The organism is Mammaliicoccus sp. H-M34, from assembly GCF_022386495.1.
In the GTDB taxonomy this organism is placed as follows: Bacteria; Bacillota; Bacilli; order Staphylococcales; family Staphylococcaceae; genus Mammaliicoccus; species Mammaliicoccus fleurettii.
This window is the reverse complement of record NZ_JAJNIK010000002.1, coordinates 398,757-415,991: the sequence shown is the minus strand read 5'-3', so window position 1 is coordinate 415,991 and position 17,235 is coordinate 398,757. Positions and strand designations below refer to the sequence as shown.

21 protein-coding genes are annotated in these 17,235 nt (G+C 30.6%); 20 read left to right on the top strand and 1 reads right to left on the bottom strand.

The window, feature by feature from the left end; genetic code table 11:
* On the top strand, window positions 1-1,835 hold a 1,835-nt coding region (locus LQ608_RS04220), incomplete at its 5' end, for a Rib/alpha-like domain-containing protein (RefSeq protein WP_239749921.1).
* A 95-nt stretch (window positions 1,836-1,930) separates the two neighbouring features.
* On the opposite strand, the gene LQ608_RS04215 is transcribed toward LQ608_RS04220, so the two are convergent.
* Window positions 1,931-2,620: a queuosine precursor transporter gene (locus tag LQ608_RS04215; protein WP_239749920.1), complete on the bottom strand. Its 690-nt coding sequence runs from the start codon at window positions 2,618-2,620 to the stop codon at window positions 1,931-1,933.
* A gap of 151 nt (window positions 2,621-2,771) precedes the next feature.
* On the opposite strand from LQ608_RS04215, the gene LQ608_RS04210 reads away from it, so the two are divergent.
* From LQ608_RS04210 to LQ608_RS04120, 19 genes are all read left to right on the top strand, one after another.
* Complete coding sequence (locus tag LQ608_RS04210; protein WP_239710238.1) at window positions 2,772-2,966, top strand: zinc-finger domain-containing protein; 195 nt, start codon at window positions 2,772-2,774, stop codon at window positions 2,964-2,966.
* Between the two features lie 10 nt (window positions 2,967-2,976).
* On the top strand, window positions 2,977-4,101 hold the full coding sequence (locus LQ608_RS04205; RefSeq protein WP_239749919.1) for a conserved virulence factor C family protein: 1,125 nt from the start codon (window positions 2,977-2,979) through the stop codon (window positions 4,099-4,101).
* A gap of 4 nt (window positions 4,102-4,105) precedes the next feature.
* Complete coding sequence (locus LQ608_RS04200) at window positions 4,106-4,543, top strand: BrxA/BrxB family bacilliredoxin (RefSeq protein ID WP_239720832.1); 438 nt, start codon at window positions 4,106-4,108, stop codon at window positions 4,541-4,543.
* The gene (locus tag LQ608_RS04195; RefSeq protein ID WP_239749918.1) at window positions 4,527-5,315 is read left to right on the top strand and encodes a class I SAM-dependent methyltransferase; all 789 of its coding nucleotides are present in this window, start codon (window positions 4,527-4,529) and stop codon (window positions 5,313-5,315) included. The genes LQ608_RS04200 and LQ608_RS04195 overlap by 17 nt, the downstream gene beginning before the upstream one ends.
* 338 nt (window positions 5,316-5,653) lie before the next feature.
* The gene (locus LQ608_RS04190; protein ID WP_239749917.1) at window positions 5,654-6,607 is read left to right on the top strand and encodes a thymidylate synthase; all 954 of its coding nucleotides are present in this window, start codon (window positions 5,654-5,656) and stop codon (window positions 6,605-6,607) included.
* Window positions 6,608-6,622: 15 nt separating this feature from the next.
* Complete coding sequence (locus LQ608_RS04185) at window positions 6,623-7,096, top strand: dihydrofolate reductase (RefSeq protein WP_078358172.1); 474 nt, start codon at window positions 6,623-6,625, stop codon at window positions 7,094-7,096.
* Between the two features lie 4 nt (window positions 7,097-7,100).
* Window positions 7,101-7,850, top strand: coding sequence for a lysophospholipid acyltransferase family protein (locus tag LQ608_RS04180; RefSeq protein ID WP_239749916.1), 750 nt, complete (start codon window positions 7,101-7,103; stop codon window positions 7,848-7,850).
* Window positions 7,837-8,679: a DegV family protein gene (locus tag LQ608_RS04175; protein WP_078358169.1), complete on the top strand. Its 843-nt coding sequence runs from the start codon at window positions 7,837-7,839 to the stop codon at window positions 8,677-8,679. The genes LQ608_RS04180 and LQ608_RS04175 overlap by 14 nt, the downstream gene beginning before the upstream one ends.
* A gap of 7 nt (window positions 8,680-8,686) precedes the next feature.
* Window positions 8,687-9,235 (top strand): DUF2140 family protein, encoded by a 549-nt coding sequence (locus LQ608_RS04170; RefSeq protein WP_239733482.1) that lies wholly within the window; start codon window positions 8,687-8,689, stop codon window positions 9,233-9,235.
* Between the two features lie 24 nt (window positions 9,236-9,259).
* Window positions 9,260-9,778, top strand: a complete 519-nt coding sequence (gene msrA / locus LQ608_RS04165; RefSeq protein WP_239749915.1) for a peptide-methionine (S)-S-oxide reductase MsrA — start codon at window positions 9,260-9,262, stop codon at window positions 9,776-9,778.
* Between the two features lies 1 nt (window position 9,779).
* Entirely contained in the window at window positions 9,780-10,208 is a 429-nt protein-coding gene (gene msrB / locus LQ608_RS04160; protein WP_107509851.1) for a peptide-methionine (R)-S-oxide reductase MsrB, read from the top strand.
* A gap of 14 nt (window positions 10,209-10,222) precedes the next feature.
* Window positions 10,223-10,726, top strand: a complete 504-nt coding sequence (locus LQ608_RS04155) for a PTS sugar transporter subunit IIA (RefSeq protein ID WP_078358165.1) — start codon at window positions 10,223-10,225, stop codon at window positions 10,724-10,726.
* On the top strand, window positions 10,727-10,948 hold the full coding sequence (locus LQ608_RS04150; RefSeq protein ID WP_078358163.1) for a YozE family protein: 222 nt from the start codon (window positions 10,727-10,729) through the stop codon (window positions 10,946-10,948). It abuts the gene before it with no gap.
* A 96-nt stretch (window positions 10,949-11,044) separates the two neighbouring features.
* Window positions 11,045-12,472: a S41 family peptidase gene (locus tag LQ608_RS04145; protein ID WP_239749914.1), complete on the top strand. Its 1,428-nt coding sequence runs from the start codon at window positions 11,045-11,047 to the stop codon at window positions 12,470-12,472.
* A 16-nt stretch (window positions 12,473-12,488) separates the two neighbouring features.
* Entirely contained in the window at window positions 12,489-13,004 is a 516-nt protein-coding gene (locus tag LQ608_RS04140) for a GNAT family N-acetyltransferase (protein ID WP_239749913.1), read from the top strand.
* A gap of 3 nt (window positions 13,005-13,007) precedes the next feature.
* On the top strand, window positions 13,008-14,075 hold the full coding sequence (locus tag LQ608_RS04135) for an undecaprenyldiphospho-muramoylpentapeptide beta-N-acetylglucosaminyltransferase (RefSeq protein ID WP_239749912.1): 1,068 nt from the start codon (window positions 13,008-13,010) through the stop codon (window positions 14,073-14,075).
* Window positions 14,076-14,087: 12 nt separating this feature from the next.
* Window positions 14,088-14,696 carry a phosphatase PAP2 family protein gene (locus tag LQ608_RS04130; RefSeq protein ID WP_115337459.1) on the top strand — a complete coding sequence of 203 codons (609 nt, stop codon included), beginning with the start codon at window positions 14,088-14,090 and terminating at the stop codon, window positions 14,694-14,696.
* Between the two features lie 401 nt (window positions 14,697-15,097).
* The gene (locus LQ608_RS04125; protein WP_078358156.1) at window positions 15,098-15,772 is read left to right on the top strand and encodes a response regulator transcription factor; all 675 of its coding nucleotides are present in this window, start codon (window positions 15,098-15,100) and stop codon (window positions 15,770-15,772) included.
* Window positions 15,769-17,145 (top strand): HAMP domain-containing sensor histidine kinase, encoded by a 1,377-nt coding sequence (locus tag LQ608_RS04120; protein WP_239749910.1) that lies wholly within the window; start codon window positions 15,769-15,771, stop codon window positions 17,143-17,145. The genes LQ608_RS04125 and LQ608_RS04120 overlap by 4 nt, the downstream gene beginning before the upstream one ends.
* Window positions 17,146-17,235 lie beyond the last annotated feature (90 nt).

Genomic DNA, 17,235 nt, shown 5'->3' with positions numbered 1-17,235 from the left:
AAGGTAATATCATAGCGAAAGCGACGGATAATGCAGAAACGCCGAATACGTCTGACGCATCTGAACCAGTCAAATCGAAAGATACAACACCACCAACTAAGCCTGTCATTCAAACAGACTTAACTGATAAAGGTGGTACAAAAGATCCAATTGTTGTAAAAGCTGATCCAGGTTCTAAAGTAGAATTATTCGATAAAGATGGCAATAAAATTGGTGAGGGTGTCGCAAATGATCAAGGTATCGCTGAAATTACACCGACAAAACCATTACCTGAAGGTAATATCATAGCGAAAGCGACGGATAATGCAGAAACGCCGAATACGTCTGACGCATCTGAACCAGTCAAATCGAAAGATACAACACCGCCAACTAAGCCTGTCATTCAAACAGACTTAACTGATAAAGGTGGTACGAAAGATCCAATTGTTGTAAAAGCTGATCCAGGTTCAACTGTCGAGTTATTCGATAAAGATGGCAATAAGATTGGAGAGGGTGTCGCTAATGATCAAGGCGTTGCTGAAATCAAACCGACAAAACCATTACCTGAAGGTAATATCATAGCGAAAGCGACGGATAATGCAGAAATACCGAATACGTCTGACGCTTCTGAACCTGTCAAATCGAAAGATACAACACCGCCAACTAAACCAGTGATTCAAACAGATTTAACTGGTAAAGCTGGCACAAAAGATCCAATTATTGTAAAAGCTGATCCAGGAACTAAAGTAGAATTATTCGATAAAGACGGCAATAAAATTGGTGAAGGTGTTGCTAATGATCAAGGTATTGCTGTAATTACACCGACAAAACCATTACCTGAAGGTAATATCACAGCGAAAGCGACAGATAATGCGGAAACGCCGAACTCTTCTGATACTTCAAAACCAACTAAGTCTAGAGATACAACACAATCAACTAAACCTGATACTCAAACAGACTTAACTGGTAAAGATAGTACAAAAGATCCAATTATAGTAATATCTAAACCAGGCTATAAAGTAGAAATTTTCGATAAAGATGGTAACAAGGTTGGAGAAGGCATCGCTAATGATCAAGGTATTGCTGAAATTATACCAACAGCACCATTACCTGAAAACAAATATACAGCGAAAGTAACGGGTAAAGCAGAATCACCGATTGCTTCAGATGATTCTAAACTTAAGTTACAATCAAATCCTACTGATATGATTAATAACAAAGTTAAAGATGCAGATAAAAACAAGCCTGGTTATGGTGATAATCCGATAAATATTTCACCTGATAAAAGTATTACCATTCCACAAATTGGTGATGGAAAACTGCCTAAAAACACTAAATTCGAAATACCTGGAGCAACAGTACCAAGTAAGTGGGATATAAAAATAAATTCTAAAACTGGTGCGTTATCAGTTACACCTCCAGGAAATGTAATTTCAGGTACTAAGCAAACTATTCCTGTTAAAGTTACTTATCCAGATGGTTCTACAGAAATAATAAATGTTAAAATAATTGTTAATTCAAAAGAAAATGGACATGACATGTCAAATTCTAGAAAGACAGAAAATAAAGATTCTATTCAAACAATTAAATCTCATGAACTTATAGAACCTCATAATCAAAACAAATTGTCTAATAATAAACTAGAAAGTGCCTTAAAAGACACTTCAATAAGCAATGAACAAAATAAAATCACTAAAAATAAAGAAATGAATAATGAAAATGTTTCAAAAACAGAAGTTCTACCTAATACTGGTGAACAACCAATTGAAAACACAACTTTATTCGGTACTTTATTTGCAAGTGTTGGCGCATTATTATTATTTGGTCGTCGTAAAGATAAAAAAGAAGAAAATTAATAATATATAATGTGTTAAAAAAATCTCCCATTCCTAAAATAATTTTAAGGATTGGGAGATTTTTTCAGTATTAAAAGTTATAATACTTATCTGTTTTATTCATTAATTTTGCCTTTTCTATACAATGACTTTGCAATGTAACCGAATGGTACATTTGATATTGTTGTAAGTAGTTTTAAGAAATATGTTGTGATAAAGATTTCAAATACTACATTATTTGGTAGGTTGCCATAAAATGCAATTAACACAAATATCGCTGTATCAATTATAGAACTGACAATAGTACTACCATATGCTCTTATATAGAATGTTTTATCTGATGAGAACTTATTCTTAATTAAATTAAATAAAAGTACATCTAAATGTTGTCCAATAACATAAGCGATTATTGAACCTAATGCAATTCTAGGTACAATATTAAAAATTGTTTCCAGCGCTTTTTGTGAAACATCATCTTGAGCTGGTATGAATGTTAGCGAACATTGAAGTAAAATAACCATGACGATAACTGATGAAAATCCAAGCCAAACTGCTTTTTTAGCTTGTTTTCTACCATATATATCATTTAATATGTCTGTTGCAAGATAAATTGATGCGAACATTACATTTCCAAGTGTTGCACTAACTGAAAATAGTTCTACTGTTTTAATAACCTGTATATTTGCTATAATAGTACCTATAGCAACCCAAACAAACAGGCCAGTTTTTCCAAAGAAACGGTATAGGACTAACATCAATATAAATGTGATGAAGAATGTACCGATTCCTATTAATTCATTATACATAACTTTGTTCCTCCTAAATTTTGATATTGCGGGTGTTTAGAAACCGCGATAATCGAACTTATTTATTATACGGCTCAAAGTTATAAAAATCAATAAGCTTTATCGTAAACAATTCGTATTATGAATGGTATAATAACGGTCTAGTAAGGGAGTGACACTTATTTTAGCTCAAGAAGAAAAAGTAGCAATCAAACAAATAGATCAATTAATGGAAACATACTGCAAAGGGTGTTTACTTAAAACGCATTATAGAGAAACTCAAGGAAAACACCAAGCACATCAATATTGTATATCTGAATGTTCTGTAGGTATACGAATTAAACAACTAGGCAACAAATTGCAATAAGGAGGATATTATGGAAATTGTTAGAGTTGAACCAACACCAAGTCCTAACACTATGAAAATCGTTTTATCATTTAAAAAGGAAGACAGAACTTCAAACACATATACAGAAGTTAATGATCATAATCCTGAATTCATTAACCGTATATTAAATTTAGAAGGGATTAAATCTGTATTCCATGTAATGGATTTTATTGCCGTGGATAAACGTCCTAAAGAAAATTGGGATACTTTACTAAAAGATGTAACAACTGCTATATCTGGATCAGATCAGGATTCAGACTCAAATAACAATCAAGTAAATGAACATTTTGGTGAAGTAAAAGCAGAAGTCTTAAAGTTTAAAGGTATTCCTTACCAAATTAAATTAACAACTCAAGAAGAAGAAAAGAGAAAACAATTACCAGAGATTTATATCGATAGTATGTTGAAAGCTACTAAAGACACTGATAATGTTGTATTTTTGAGAAAATGGGAAGATTTAGGCGTTCGTTATGGTGAAGTTGAAGAAGTTCTTGAAACAGTTCAAGAAGAATTACTAGCATTATATCCTAAAGCAATTTTAGATGAGCTAGTTGAAGAAGCTTTAACAAGTGATATTACAATTCCTGAAAAACAATTTGTTCATGTTGATAAAGAAACTTTTGAACAAGAGCAAGATTGGAAAGTAAAATTAAGAATGTTAAACGATTTTCCAACTCCTACTGAAGAGGATTATCCATTATTGGAAGTAGCATTACATGATGAGAAACCTCAAGTACGAAGAATGGCGATCGTCTTATTAGGAATGATAGAGCAAAAAGAAACATTACCTTATCTATATAAAGGTATGAAAGATAAGGTTGTTTCTGTAAGAAGAACTGCTGGAGATTGTTTAAGTGACTTAGGTTATAAAGAAGCTTTACCCGTTATGATTGAAGCACTTGAAGATCCTCAAAAAATTGTAAGATGGCGTGCAGCTATGTTTATTTTTGATGAAGGCGATGAAACAGCTTTAGAAGCTTTAAAAAACAGACAAGATGATCCAGCATTTGACGTTAAACTACAAGTTCAAATGGCAATTGAAAGAATTGAAAATGGTGAAGCTGCTTTAGGATCTGTGTGGAAACAAATGGCGAATAGAAAGAGAGAGGAATAATATTATGAATGCATACGAACAATATATGAAAGAATTAGCTCAACCGATGAGAACAGAATTAACTGAACAAGGTTTCGAAAGTTTAGAAACACCTGATGCAGTTAAAGATTTTATGGATAATGTAGATCAAAATGAAACAACGTTTATTGTAGTTAACTCAGTATGTGGTTGTGCGGCAGGTTTAGCTCGTCCAGCAGCTGTCACAGTAGCTCAGCAAAACGATAAGAAACCTGCTAGAACAGCTACTGTATTTGCTGGTCAAGATAAAGAAGCAACAGAAACGATGAGAGCATATATTGCCCAAGTTCCATCAAGTCCATCTATGGCTTTATTTAAAGGTAAAGAGCTTAAATACTTTATGCCACGTGAACATATTGAAGGAAGAGATATCCAAGAGATTTGCATGGATATTAAAGACGCTTTTGATGAATACTGTGACTAACGTAAGATTAACAACTGCAGTTAAAGTTAATGCATCTCTCTACAATCAAGTAGAAGATGCATTTGCTATATTATCTAAATTAGAATTTGTGAATGAAGTTAAAACTATCAAACGAAATAAACTAACAATTAAGCAATTATTTCAAAATGATACTACACCGGTCATTGTATTTGAAAGTAATGGGCCAAAATTATATTTTTCACCTGAAACTCCAATTTATTTTCATTTAGATACTGTAAAAGTTAAATTACACATGTTGAAACAAAATAAACAACCTATACTTATAGAAATGCTGAATGATATAACAAGTAATTTATCAACTTTTAATTTCATAGATGGAACAATGGGGTTTGGAAGAGATAGTTATATGACATTGAAGACTTTTAAGCAAGCAAATATATATGCAATAGAGCAAAATCCTCTTATATATTTCGTTATTTCAGAAGGCATGAAAAATTATCTAGAACCAGAAGAATTTGAACGCATTCATTTTATAAATGATGATTACAACAATTGGGTTAAGCAAAATACTAAATTAGTAGATGTACTTTATTTAGATCACATGTTTGAACAAACGTTAGTCGAAAACGATAGAATGGGTGAATTGTCTCGAATGACAGATGTAATTCAAAATATAAAACCTATTGAAGATTATAAATATTTAATAGTAAAGGCACATTATAAAAGTCATATCTTTAAAAAATTAAAAGTCACACAATGTTTACGAAAAAGTTCTAAAACACATTATGGACTAAGTACAAAATCAAAATAAAAAATCACCCAATCCGAAAATAAGTCTAACGGATTGGGTGATTTTAGTTAAGAAAGGGATTTAAGTCCCAAGTTCTTTTGCCCCTTTTAAGTACTATTCAGTAATGCACATACTAATCATATAGCTTAATAATAAGAAAAACCCTATAACAGCGAATATTTCATTCATTGAAATAGCCTCCTTTGAATTGTGATCTCTTCGTTAATTTAATTCTATTATACATAATTTTAGTGAAAGATTCTATCTTTTATCGATATCATTTTCTATTATATCAGTAGTAAAATATAATGTTTTTCGTTAATATAGATAAGGAAGAATAAAGAAAAAGAGGTGCTCAAATGAATAACTTTGATAAAGCGTATCATGATTTATGTAACAAAGTATTAAACGAAGGTAAAAGTAAAGACGATAGAACTGGTACGGGTACTATTTCTATATTTGGCCACCAAATGAGATTTGACTTGTCTGAAGGATTCCCTCTATTAACAACTAAGAAGGTATCTTTTAAATTAATCGCTACCGAACTTTTATGGTTTATTAAAGGTGATACTAATATAAGATACTTATTACAATATAAAAATAACATTTGGAATGAATGGGCTTTTAAAAAATGGATTGAAAGTGAAGAATATAATGGCCCTGATATGAATGATTTTGGTCGTCGTGCTTTAGTTGATGACAAGTTTAACGATCAATATAAAGAACAATTAGCTATTTTTAAAAATAAAATACTTAACGACGATGATTTTATGCAAAAATATGGTGACTTAGGTAACGTTTACGGTAAACAATGGAGAGATTGGAAAGATCAAGATGGTCAACGCTTTGATCAACTTAAGACATTAATTGAAAATATTAAGCAAAATCCAAATTCTCGTAGACATATTATTTCTGCATGGAATCCAACTGAAATTGATACAATGGCTTTACCACCATGTCACACGTTATTCCAATTTTATGTTAAAGATGGAAAATTAAGCTGTCAGTTATATCAAAGAAGTGCGGATATCTTTTTAGGAGTACCATTCAATATCGCTAGTTATAGTTTATTAACACATTTAATTGCTAAAGAATGTAACCTAGAAGTAGGGGAGTTTGTTCATACTTTTGGAGATGCTCACATCTATAAAAATCATATCGAAGCAATTGAAGAACAACTTTCTAGAGATTCATATTCTGCACCTAAACTTAAAATTGATACTGATAAGTCATTATTCGATATTGAATATGAAGATTTAGAAATTGTAGATTATCAATCACATCCAAGTATTAAAGCACCAATTGCAGTTTAAGAAGGAGTAAATACAATGAAATCAATTATAGTATGTCATGATCAAAACAGAGTAATAGGTTTAGATAATAAAATGCCTTGGCATTTACCAAATGATTTAAAAAGAGTAAAGGCATTAACAACGGGTAATACTATTGTGATGGGAAGAAAAACATTTGAATCATTGGGTAGACCACTACCAAATAGAAGAAATGTCGTATTAACTTCAAATCGATCTTTTGAACATGAAGGCGTAGATGTCATTCATTCTTTAGATGAAATTGATCATTTAGATGGACATATATTTATATTTGGAGGACAAGGTCTATACGAGCAAATGATGGATCGCGTCGACGATATGTATATAACTGTTATTGAAGATAAATTCCAAGGTGATGCCTTTTTCCCACCATACGAATTTAAAGATTGGACAGTTATATCATCTGAAGCAGGTACACTAGATGAAAAAAACACATTACCTCACACATATATGCATTTGGAAAGGAAATAATAGTATGTTAAGAACAGCTAAAACATTTGGCTATATCATTGGATATGCAGCGCTAGTTACTTCACAGTTAAATAAAGTTAAGAAGAAAAAAGTGCTAGTTGATGATATACAAACTCAAGATGAAATGGTTTATTTATATGCCAGAAAATGGGCAACAAGAATTTTGGAATCAGCAGGCGTTCAAACTCATATTACTGGTAACACAAATTCACTAGACGAACCCGTGTTATATATTTCAAATCACGAAGGAAACTTTGATATTCCAGTATTAATTAATCATTTACCACAACCATTTGGTTTTATTTCAAAAAAAGAAGTAGAAAATATTCCATTTTTAAAACCATGGATGGAAGAGATGAATTGTATATATTTAGATCGCTCAAATAGAAGAGCAAGTTTACAAATGATTAAAGATGGTATAAATAAATTAAAAGAACAACATTCACTGCTAATTTTTCCAGAAGGAAGTCGAAGTAAAGGTGGAGAAATGCAAGAATTTAAAGCAGGATCATTTAAATTGGCGAAATCTGCAAAAGTTAAAATCGTGCCAATCGCAATATATGGAACATCTAATATAATGGAAGCACAAGACTCAAAGAAAATCGTTCCCGGAGATGTTTACGTGCGTATTTTAGACCCGATTGATCCTTCAATCTTTGAAGACAAAACAATGCAAGAAGTCAGCCAATATGTCCAAGGGGAAATTAGTAATACTGTTCAATCATTAAAGGAGAATCATTATGTCAAAAATTAAAATCGTTGTTGATTCAACAACTGACTTATCAGCAGATTATCTTAAGGAAAACAATATAACAGTTGTGCCATTAAATATACTTATCGATGGCGTTACTTATGAAGATCAAACTGAAATGAGTTCAACAGAATTCCTTGAAAAAATGAGAGAAGCTAAAAAACTACCGAAAACGAGTCAACCTGCAATTGGTAAAATAGTAGAGACATATGATGAATTAGGTAAAGATGGTTCGGACATTATTAGTATTCATATGACTTCAGAGTTATCTGGAACATTCAGTGCAGCACAACAAGCAGCACAAATGACTGATAGCAAAGTTACAGTTATTGATAGTAAATTCATTTCTTTAGCTTATGGTTTCCAAATTGAAGAAGTAGTTAAAATGATTAATGAAGGAAAAAATATTGAAGAAATTGTTGAACAACTTGAAGTTATTAAAAATAATTTAAGATTATTTGTTGTTATAGGTAATATTGACAACCTAATTAAAGGTGGCAGAATTGGGAAAGCTAAAGGGCTTATTGGTTCACTTATGAATATTAAACCAATTGGTGAAGTGATTAACGGAAAAATAGAAATGATGCATAATGCTAGAACTCAAAATGCTGTCATTAAATACCTTATGAAAGAACTTGATGTATTTTTAGAAAAGAAAGAAATCATTAAAATAGGTATTGCAGATGCAAATGCAGAACAACTAGTGAATAAACTTATGAAATCAATTAAAGAAAAGAAAAATATTCAAAAGTTTGATACTGCAGTAACAACACCTGTCGTTTCAACACATACAGGTGAAGGCGCTATAGGCGTGTTCTTTTATGGAAAATAAAAATTGGATGAATCATCGGGCATGGTTTTTTGCTTTTGTTATTCTTATTATATTAATACTTACAGCCACGGTATATATATTCGTATCTATATCAGATGATAGTAACCATCCAAATAATAATCCTGAAAAAATCGACAAAGATTTCACGATTTCTTTTAGTAATTCTGAACTAGAATCATTAATGAATGCTTCAATTAAAAAGTATAATATTCAATCGAAAATCACAACAAAATCTTTGTCATTTGATACAAGTACTAAAATATTGGGAAAAGATATTGATATCACCCTTAAAACAAAACCAGTAAAGTTAAATAATGAAACTATAAAATTTGAAATAAAAGCTATTGATATAGGTAAACTGAACATTTCAAACCCATTTGTACTATCACAAATAAAAAAACATAGCGACCTTCCACCATATATTCAAGTAAATCCTAAAGATGAGTCTGTCTATCTCTCTTTAGATCAATTAGATATTGATAACGTTGAATCTATACAAATTCAAACATTAGATATTTCAGCAAAAAAATGGTATTTTGATATTAAGCTAAAGTAATTAATCATCAAAGGAGGTACAACTATGGCATATGCAACATTAGCTGGGGGATGTTTTTGGTGTTTAGTGAAACCATTCAATGAATTTCCTGGCATTATAGAAGTTACTTCTGGTTATAGTGGGGGACACACTGAGAATCCTACTTATGAAGAAGTTTGTACTAATCAAACTGGACATGTAGAAGCAGTTCAAATTGAATATGATGAAGAAGACACAGATTTTGAATCTATTCTTAATATATACTTTAAAACATTTGATCCAACTGATAATAGAGGTCAGTTTTTCGATAGAGGAGAAAGCTACGAACCAGTTATTTTCTATCATGATGAAGATCAAAAAGAAACTGCAATAAATAAAATCAAACAATTAAATGAGCAACAAATTTTTGATAAACCCGTCATTACACCAGTTAAACCTTATAAGAATTTTTATCCGGCGGAAGAGCACCATCAAGATTATTATTTAAAAAATCCTGCACATTACCAAGGATATCAACAAGGTTCTGGACGTAAAGCATTTATAGAAAAATATTGGGGGCGTTAAAATGCTAAAAAAAAATAAAGATGAATTAAATGAAATGGAATTTTTAGTTACACAACAAAATGGAACTGAACCACCTTTTCAAAATGAATATTGGAACCACTTTGATAAAGGTATTTATATTGATAAATTATCAGGTAAACCTTTATTTACGTCAGAAGAGAAATTTGAATCTGATTGCGGTTGGCCAAGTTTCTCAAAAGCATTAGATGATCAAGAAGTTATAGAACTTGTAGATAAAACTCATGGTATGATAAGAACTGAAGTACGCTCTGAAGATTCTGATAGCCATTTAGGGCATGTCTTTAATGATGGTCCAAAAGAAACAGGTGGTTTAAGATATTGTATTAATTCAGCTGCTGTACAATTTATACCATACGATAAGTTAGAAGAATTAGGGTATGGAGAATTAGTAAATCATTTTAATAACTAGAGGAGAAGATACTTATGTTTAAAAAATTATTTGGCGGTAACAAATCTAAAGATACAAATGTTGAAGTATATGCACCAATCACTGGAGAATATGTAGCTATTGAAGACATTCCAGATCCTGTTTTTGCTCAAAAAATGATGGGTGAAGGTTTTGGTATTAAACCTTCAGAAGGTGTTGTAGTAGCACCTTTCGACGGCGAAATTGTTAATGTATTTAAACCTTCAAATCATGCAGTAGGTATTAAAGCTTCTAATGGTTTAGAAGTTCTCATACACGTTGGTCTAGAAACTGTACAATTAGGTGGAGAAGGTTTCGAAGCACTTGTAAACACTGGCGACGTAGTAAGTAAAGGTGATGAATTGTTGAAATTTGACATCGAAACGATCGAAGCTAAAGTTAAATCTGTTATTAGTCCTGTTATCATTACAAATACTGATGATGCAGAAAATATTAACATTGAATCATTAGAAAGTTTAGTTAAAGGTGAAACTAAAGCTATTGATGTGAAAATGAAATAAATGAAACAATATTCATTCTATCAATATGCTCTAACGAAACGTAATGAAAATAGTGAAATCGGAAAATTAGCTGATTTAATTTTCCAAGATTTATCATTCCCAAAGTTTACAAATGATTATCATACACTTTCTGACTATTTAGAAACAGAAGCTATGTTTACTCAGCCAATGAGTGTTTTCGATGATTTATTTGATTCATATGAAGAATGGTTGAAATTTTAAATGTTTAACACTTTGGTGTCGAGTGCACCAAAGTGTTTTTCTTTGTATGAATTAACTGTTAAAATAAATTATATTTGACAAGAAAGTTGTGAGTAAATGAAACCATTTAAAAATAAGCAAAAGCAAGAAATTACAATGCCACTATATAAATTACTAATTATATTATTTGTTACTGTACTATTAACATCTGTAGTGACATTCGCCTCTTATAAATTCGGATTAAATTTTGGTAATGACAAGCAAAAAAGTCTTAATAAAATTGAAGAAGCATATGAACAAATCGATGAAGACTATTATAAAGACGTTGATGATGATAAATTAACACAAGGTGCCATCGACGGTATGATTAAATCGCTTGATGATCCTTATAGTGAATACATATCTGCTAAAGAAACGACATCTTACAACGAAGAAATCTCAGGTGATTTTGTTGGTATAGGAGCAGAAATGGAAGTACATAAAGGTTTTGTAAGAATTACAAGTCCAATGAAAGGTTCACCTGCAGAAAAAGCAGGTATACAACCACTTGATATCGTTACAAAAGTTGATCATAAATCTATCAAAAATAAATCATTAAATGAAATTGTTGAAAAAGTACGTGGTAAAAAAGGCTCAACTGTCACATTAACTATTAAAAGAGAAGGAAAAGAACCTTTTGATGTAGATATTAAGCGAGATAAAATTCATGTTACTAGTGTTGACTATACTAAGAAGAAAGATACTGGCGTAATTGCCATTTCTAAGTTCCAAAATAAAACAACTAAAGAATTAAAATCAGCCCTAAAACAAGCTAAAAAAGATAACGTAAAACACGTTGTACTAGATTTAAGAAATAATCCAGGTGGGTTATTAGATGAAGTTGTTACAAGTGTTAATTTATTTGTAGATAAAGGTAAACCAGTTATTTATTTAGAAACTAAAGGTGACAAACCTCAAGCAGTGGAAACTGAAAATAAAAAAATGTCAGGAATTGACGATATGGATTACTCTGTATTAGTTAATAAAGGATCCGCAAGCGCTGCAGAAATATTCGCAGGAGCTTTACAAGATTACAAAATTGCAGACGTCCTAGGCACTACAACTTTTGGTAAAGGGATTGGACAAGTCCATAAAGAATTTAACGATTCAAGTATACTTAAATATACGAACATGAGATGGTTAACACCTAATAAATCATATATCCATAAAAAAGGGATTAAACCTGATAAAAAAATCTCTGCACCAAAATATGAAGAGATAGAAATCATCGATCCAAGTAAAACTTATCAAAAAAATGATAATTCAAAAGAGATTAAATCAATTAAGATTGGTTTGGAAGCATTAGGGTATAATATTAGCAATGAAAATGGAAAATTCGATAATGAACTAGAGAGTAACGTAAAAGCATTCCAAAATGATCATAAATTAGAATCAAATGGTATCTTTACAGACGACACTACTAAGAAATTCATAGAATTATTACGTAAAAAAATACGTAGTGAAGATAAACAATTAGATGAAGCTATTCAATACATTCATAAGTAGATGGAGGTAAGTAAAAATGAGAAAAGCAACACGAGCAGATATACTTCACATAAATAAACTTACAGAGATGGCTAAATCTATTATGTTAGCTGATCAAAATCCACAATGGGATCATCGATATCCTATAGAAAAAGATTTCTATGACGATATTGATAAAGGGCATCTTTATTTACATGAAGTGAATGATGAAATAGTAGGTTACATTTGCATTAATCAAGTACAAGCAGAATGGTATCAACAATTTGATTGGCCAGTAAGTACTGAAAATGCACTTGTTATACACAGGATGGCAACGAATCCAGAGTATAAAGGAATTGCACAAATAATGATGCAATTCGCTCTTGATTATGCTTCACAAAATGAGCTATCAATCGTGTTAACAGACACTTTTTCACTAAATAAAAGAGCACAAAAATTGTTTCATAAATTTGATTTTAAAAAAATGGGTGAGTATGAAACAGATGAATTTCCATTTGATAAAAATGCACCATTTTATGCTTATTATAAATTGATAGAAAATGAGGAGAAATAAATAATGAAGAAAATAGCTTTTACCGGTGGCGGTACGATTGGACATGTAGCTGTAAACTTAGCACTTATACCTGAAGCAAAAAAACGTAACATTGAAACGATCTATATAGGTTCCAAAAATGGTATTGAAAGAGAAATGATTACGAATTCTGCAAAAGACACTAAATATATCGCTATATCAAGCGGTAAACTTCGAAGATATTTATCTTTCGAAAATTTAAAAGATATCTTTAAAGTTATGAAAGGTGTATTAGATGCTCGAAAGGTTTTAAAGAAAGAAAAACCTGATCTCGTTTTTTCAAAAGGTGGTTTCGTAAGTGTACCAGTTATTATGGCTGCAAAATCATTGAAAATACCAACAATTATTCATGAATCTGATGTTACACCAGGCTTGGCTAATAAAATTGCTATGAAATTTGCAACAAGAATGTATACAACATTTGAAGAAACATTAAAATACGTCCCTACTGATAAATCTGATTATATCGGTGCCATTATTAGAGAAGATTTAAGAGACGGCTCTACAGAAGAAGGCTATAAATTAACTGGATTTGATTCGAAACTTCCCGTTCTCTTAATTATGGGTGGTAGTTTAGGTTCAAAAGCACTTAATAAAGCAATTAGAGAAAATCTTGAATATTTAACTAAAAAATATCAAATTATACATTTAACAGGTAAAGGTCATCTTGATGAAACAATCAAAAATGAAAATTATGTTCAATATGAATTTGTTTCCAATGAACTGATGCACTTTTATGCTATTACAGATACTGTTATTAGTAGAGCAGGAGCAAATGCAATTTATGAATTCGCAACTTTAAAATTACCAATATTATTAATACCCCTTGGATTAGATCAATCTCGAGGTGACCAAATTGATAATGCTAAAATTTTCGAGAAAAAAGGCTATGCTAATGTATTACAAGAAAAAGATGTTAATCAATCAAATTTAGTAAGGCAATTAGACAAATTAGAAAACGAAAGAGATGACATTATTGACAAAATGTCTCATTTCAAAGAAAGTTATACTAAAGAAACATTATTTAATAAAATAGAAGAAGACTTAAAGTAAGGGGGATATCGAATGAGCCAAGCTAATCGTACATTATTAATACTTATTTTCAGTTTGATTTTTGGTGTTATTGCTTTCTTTCATGAATCAAGACTAGGTAAGTGGATTGATAATGAAGTTTATAATTTTATATATTCAACAGAAAGTTTTATCACAACTTCTATTATGCTTGGTTTTACAAAATTAGGAGAAGTTTGGGCAATGATAGCTCTATCATTGATAGTAATTTGCTACTTGAAATTAAAAAAATATAACATAGAGACATTATTTTTTGCAATTACAATGATATTATCAGGTACTTTAAATCCACTTCTTAAAAATATATTCGATAGAGAAAGACCAACTTTATTGAGACTTATAGATATTTCTGGATTTAGCTTTCCAAGCGGACATGCCATGGGATCTACCGCCTTTTTTGGATCATTGATTTATGTTCTATATAGAATATCCAACAAAACAATGAAACCATATTTAATCGGATTGTGCCTCGTATGTATAGCAATGATTTCTTCATCTCGTGTATATTTAGGCGTACATTATCCAACTGACATCATTGCAGGTATAATTGGTGGCGTTATTTGTATTCTATTAACTCAAAGCATGTTAAGAGCTAAGTTATAAATTAGGCTTGAAAATTGAACCACATAAGAAAAAAACACCCAAGTGATTTGGACAGAATCACTTGGGTGTTTTACTTTTATGGGCATAAAAGGGGGTTATAGAAAATGTTCAATCCATACTTAGAGGGGGAACTCTTTTAGTTGATTGATAATCATTTTCAATTACTATTATAACTAAATGAGAATGAATGTCAATTAGTTATTTGAAATTTATACTATTTTAAATGATAAAATAGTTCTGCTCATATATAATGAACTTATTAAACATGAAAATGTTACCTTCTAAATAGAGGGGGAACTCTTTTAGTTGATTGATAATCATTTTCAATTACTATTATACTCAATTGAGAATGATTGTCAATTAAATAGAAAAATTTTTATAAATTATTACGAGGTGCAGTTATGAAAAAAATACTCATCATAGAAGATGAACAAAATTTAGCTAGATTTATCGAATTAGAACTTAAGCATGAAGATTATGAAGTAGAAATATGTAATGATGGAGAAAGTGGTCTTAAGCAAGCTTTATCTGAAGATTATAATTGTATTCTTCTTGATCTCATGTTGCCAAAAATGAATGGATTAGAAGTATGCAGACGTGTTCGTCGTGAAAAAGAAACACCTATTATTATGATTACGGCAAAAGGTGACACTTACGATAAAGTTATCGGGCTTGATTATGGAGCGGATGACTATATTGTTAAACCTTTTGATATAGAAGAATTATTAGCAAGAATTCGTGTGATTATTAGAAGAAATGTAACTACAGAAAATGTGAGTCACACAATAACAGTAAATGATTTAACAATTGATAAAAATGCATTTTCAGTTTCAATTCAAGGTGAAAATGTGGATTTAACAAAAACTGAATACGAATTATTATTATTACTTGCTCAAAATCAAAATTTCGTTCTACAGAGAGAACAAATATTAAATCACGTTTGGGGTTATGAATCTGAAGTTGAAACGAATGTCGTGGATGTGTATATTCGTTATTTACGAAATAAACTTAAACCGTACAAAAAAGAAAACATCATCGAAACGGTTAGAGGAGTGGGATATGTGATTAGATCATGAAACAGCAATCATTAAAAACAAAATGGATGATGCTCACCACGACAATAACCTTTATAATATTCGCTTTATTTAGTATGTTCATTATTTATTTCATAAGCTTATATTTAAAAGATCAAGAAACTAGTGTAGCTACAAGAAGTGCATATGACACAGTTAATTTATTGAAGACTAAAACATTAGGTCAAATAACTTCAAATGATATAAACGCTACAATTACTGATAATCAAAAAATAGTACTTTACGATAAATTTGGCAAACCTATTTTCGAAGAAACACATAATAACAATTTAGACTATACACCGAAATTCGAAAAAGTAAGCCACCATAAACTTTATGAAACGAGCAAAGATAATAGATCTTATATTGTCATTTATACGCCAGTAAACACAAGCTATTTCAGTGGCTATGAAGCTATAATTCATCCACTCGATAATTACAATGCTATTATTAAATTCATGATTATTTTGGCTACAATATTTGGATTTATTGCTTTATTGTTAATTGCGATTATTAGTTATATATTCTCGACACAAATCACTAAACCAATCACGATTTTATCCGATAAAATGAAGCAAATACGTCGTGATGGCTTCCAAGAAAAACTAGAAGTTCCAACTAACTACGAAGAAACTGATGATATGATTCATACTTTTAACAATATGATGGAACAACTTGAAGTTTCTTTTAATCAGCAAAAGCAATTTGTTGAAGATGCATCTCATGAATTGAGAACACCACTTCAAATTATTCAAGGACATTTAAATCTTATTCAAAGATGGGGTAAGAATAATCCTGAAGTATTAGAAGAGTCTTTAGATATTTCAATTGAAGAAATGACGCGTATTACAAAACTAGTAGAAGAATTACTTTTATTATCAAAAGATGCCCGTTCTAGTACGGGTGATGAAATAGATATTGTAGATATAAATTATGAAATTCGCTCAAGAATTAAATCATTAAAAACATTACATCCAGACTATACATTTAACTTTGAGTCAAATTTCAATGCAATTAGGATGAATATTAATCGATTTCATTTTGAGCAGATGTTATTGATATTTATAGATAACGCTATGAAATATGACACAAAAAATAAAAACATCGAGATTAACACAAATCTTAAAAATAGAAATATCACAATTGATATAATTGACCACGGAATGGGTATACCTAAAAAGGACCTAGATTTTATATTTGATCGGTTTTATCGAGTTGATAAATCACGTTCACGAAAAGAAGGTGGGAATGGCTTAGGACTATCAATTGCTAAGAAATTAGTCAATTTTTATGATGGTACTGTGAAAGTAGATAGTGTCGTAAATGAATACACTAAAATCTCAGTTGTATTTAAAGAATCTTTTATAAATAAATAAGTGTGTTTAATGTCAAATTAGCCTTTAACTCAATACTGTTAAGTGCTAAAATGGAAATGTAAACGGTTTATAATTTTCTTGGAGGGTGGA

Excerpts from the sequence above, each read along its gene's own strand:
- LQ608_RS04215 (WP_239749920.1), bottom strand. The coding sequence starts at position 2,620 with ATGTATAATGAATTAATAGGAATCGGTACATTCTTCATCACATTTATA.
- LQ608_RS04205 (WP_239749919.1), top strand. The coding sequence starts at position 2,977 with ATGGAAATTGTTAGAGTTGAACCAACACCAAGTCCTAACACTATGAAA.
- LQ608_RS04200 (WP_239720832.1), top strand. The coding sequence starts at position 4,106 with ATGAATGCATACGAACAATATATGAAAGAATTAGCTCAACCGATGAGA.
- LQ608_RS04195 (WP_239749918.1), top strand. The coding sequence starts at position 4,527 with ATGAATACTGTGACTAACGTAAGATTAACAACTGCAGTTAAAGTTAAT.
- LQ608_RS04190 (WP_239749917.1), top strand. The coding sequence starts at position 5,654 with ATGAATAACTTTGATAAAGCGTATCATGATTTATGTAACAAAGTATTA.
- LQ608_RS04185 (WP_078358172.1), top strand. The coding sequence starts at position 6,623 with ATGAAATCAATTATAGTATGTCATGATCAAAACAGAGTAATAGGTTTA.
- LQ608_RS04180 (WP_239749916.1), top strand. The coding sequence starts at position 7,101 with ATGTTAAGAACAGCTAAAACATTTGGCTATATCATTGGATATGCAGCG.
- LQ608_RS04175 (WP_078358169.1), top strand. The coding sequence starts at position 7,837 with ATGTCAAAAATTAAAATCGTTGTTGATTCAACAACTGACTTATCAGCA.
- LQ608_RS04170 (WP_239733482.1), top strand. The coding sequence starts at position 8,687 with ATGAATCATCGGGCATGGTTTTTTGCTTTTGTTATTCTTATTATATTA.
- msrA (WP_239749915.1), top strand. The coding sequence starts at position 9,260 with ATGGCATATGCAACATTAGCTGGGGGATGTTTTTGGTGTTTAGTGAAA.
- msrB (WP_107509851.1), top strand. The coding sequence starts at position 9,780 with ATGCTAAAAAAAAATAAAGATGAATTAAATGAAATGGAATTTTTAGTT.
- LQ608_RS04155 (WP_078358165.1), top strand. The coding sequence starts at position 10,223 with ATGTTTAAAAAATTATTTGGCGGTAACAAATCTAAAGATACAAATGTT.
- LQ608_RS04150 (WP_078358163.1), top strand. The coding sequence starts at position 10,727 with ATGAAACAATATTCATTCTATCAATATGCTCTAACGAAACGTAATGAA.
- LQ608_RS04145 (WP_239749914.1), top strand. The coding sequence starts at position 11,045 with ATGAAACCATTTAAAAATAAGCAAAAGCAAGAAATTACAATGCCACTA.
- LQ608_RS04140 (WP_239749913.1), top strand. The coding sequence starts at position 12,489 with ATGAGAAAAGCAACACGAGCAGATATACTTCACATAAATAAACTTACA.
- LQ608_RS04135 (WP_239749912.1), top strand. The coding sequence starts at position 13,008 with ATGAAGAAAATAGCTTTTACCGGTGGCGGTACGATTGGACATGTAGCT.
- LQ608_RS04130 (WP_115337459.1), top strand. The coding sequence starts at position 14,088 with ATGAGCCAAGCTAATCGTACATTATTAATACTTATTTTCAGTTTGATT.
- LQ608_RS04125 (WP_078358156.1), top strand. The coding sequence starts at position 15,098 with ATGAAAAAAATACTCATCATAGAAGATGAACAAAATTTAGCTAGATTT.
- LQ608_RS04120 (WP_239749910.1), top strand. The coding sequence starts at position 15,769 with ATGAAACAGCAATCATTAAAAACAAAATGGATGATGCTCACCACGACA.